Below are 1,861 nucleotides of genomic sequence, written 5' to 3'. Positions count from 1 at the left end.
TCGACACAGCAGTCCAGCCACGATCAGACTCGCCTCTACCGCTTAACTGAACGGCATTGGGGCTAGAGATGCCTCCCAGACGTCTTTTGGCGTACCAGAATCGAAGAACAAGAAGTAGACGGCGACAGTCGTCATTGCTGCGACCATTGCGCTGGATGTCGAGAAGATGACCCTGTTCCTGTAGCGCATTCTGCATTCCTCAACGGTGTATGCTTGACGTGGGTGATTGGTTGCTTTTGGTATAAATTACGCGATCGAGGAGGTGCTGAGGGTTCCTTCTTGAGTTCTTTTTCGATCCCGTAATTGCAGGAAAGTCACCAGGGGCGCCGCACGAATCGTACGGCACCCCTGGTTATCATTGAAAGCCCCCTAAGGGCTGTCCCGTAAGTGCTGTTCATCTCCAACGGGAGACAGCCCGCGGCGGTCAGCAGAAGATGAGCTCGACTTCCTTCTCCAAGCAGTACTTCATGACGCTGACCAGTTGGCGCACGTCGTCGATGCGTCGCTCAAGGACGTGGTCCCCGCCCTCGTGTTGCCGCTGGTCGGTGATTGCTTCCAGCCTGGGCAGCATGGCCGCGCATTGAGCGGGCGCGAGAGAGCCCTCGTCGTCTGGATGGTCGAGGAGCGGTGCCAGCGTGGTGGAGACGCTGCTCCACATGTGCTCGCCACCGAATCCGTTCATCTCCGCAAGGGCGAACCCCTCTGCCTGAGCCAGCCACTCCCTGAACATGTGGAAGCCGGTGTAGGACCAGGAGACGTCTGGGCTGGTCACGTCGTCGTCTCCGGGGGAGAGCATGAGCCCCATCCTGTTCCTCCTTGCTTGCCCGGGGCCCAGGATCAGTCGCGGGGAGACGTCTCGGCAACTGAAATGATCTGTCGTATGGCTGGTGTGATCACGGCGTCGGAGTCCTCGTGGACAGCCCCGTTCACCGGGCTGAGCCCGCGCGCCTTTGCCAAGCTGGTGACGGTTCTGCGGTGCGAGGGTGCGGACGCGGTCCGCAGGGGCCGGCCGTGGAGCCTGCCGTTGGAGGACCGGGCCCTGCTGATCGCGACCTACTGGCGCACGAACCTGACCATGCGCCAACTGGCGCCGCTCTTCGGGGTTTCCAAGTCGGCGGCGGACCGGATCATCGATCACCTCGGGCCGATGCTCGCCCTCCAGCCCCGCAAGCGGTTCGCGAAGGACACCGTACTGATCGTCGACGGCACCCTGGTGCCCACCCGGGCTCGCGCGGTCGCCGAGCAGTCGAAGAACTACCGGTACTCCACCAACCACCAGGTCGTCATCGACGCCGACACCCGCCTCTTCGTGGCAGTCGGCCGGCCCCTGCCCGGCAACCGAAATGACTGCAAGGCATGGGAGGGGTCCGGCGCGAAGGCCGCCGTCGGCACGACCATGACCATCGCCGACGGCGGCTATCCGGGCACTGGGCTCGTGATGCCCCACCGGCGCCGCAAAGGCGGGGAGCTGCCCGACTGGAAGCAGGCCCACAACAAATCCCACAAACAGGTCCGCGCCGAGGCCTTCCACCTCATCGAGACCTTCTACAACCGCCGCCGCCTGCGCAAACACAAAATCTTCGGCTACCTCTCCCCGGCCGAGACCAGGCAGCGGCATCAACACACCCTCGCGGCATAACCAATCGAGCATCCAAGATCACGGGGAAACTTCCCCCGAACGTGCCGTCTGGATCCGGGCATCACCGGCAGCCCGCTCCTACCGGGAACTCGAAGTCATCCTGAGAACCCGGCCGTCCACTGAACACGAGCTTCGCAGGCGAGCGGGCGACGACATCCAGGGCGGTTGCAAGTTCCGGGGTCGTGCGGCTGGTCGGGTTGTGACCGGTTGGGGCGCATAGCA

The 1,861-nt window shown here is 63.4% G+C and carries 2 protein-coding genes; one reads left to right on the top strand and one right to left on the bottom strand.

The window, feature by feature from the left end; all coding sequences use genetic code 11:
• Positions 1-424 precede the first annotated feature (424 nt).
• Positions 425-805 (bottom strand): hypothetical protein, encoded by a 381-nt coding sequence (locus tag ACFP2V_RS20610; protein WP_381214317.1) that lies wholly within the window; start codon positions 803-805, stop codon positions 425-427.
• 75 nt (positions 806-880) lie between these two features.
• On the opposite strand from ACFP2V_RS20610, the gene ACFP2V_RS20605 reads away from it, so the two are divergent.
• On the top strand, positions 881-1,639 hold the full coding sequence (locus tag ACFP2V_RS20605; RefSeq protein ID WP_381214314.1) for a transposase family protein: 759 nt from the start codon (positions 881-883) through the stop codon (positions 1,637-1,639).
• Positions 1,640-1,861: the final 222 nt, after the last annotated feature.

It is taken from the genome of Streptomyces incanus, from assembly GCF_042656345.1.
Lineage (GTDB): Bacteria > Actinomycetota > Actinomycetes > Streptomycetales > Streptomycetaceae > Streptomyces > Streptomyces incanus.
This window is presented reverse-complemented; position numbering and strand designations above follow the sequence as displayed.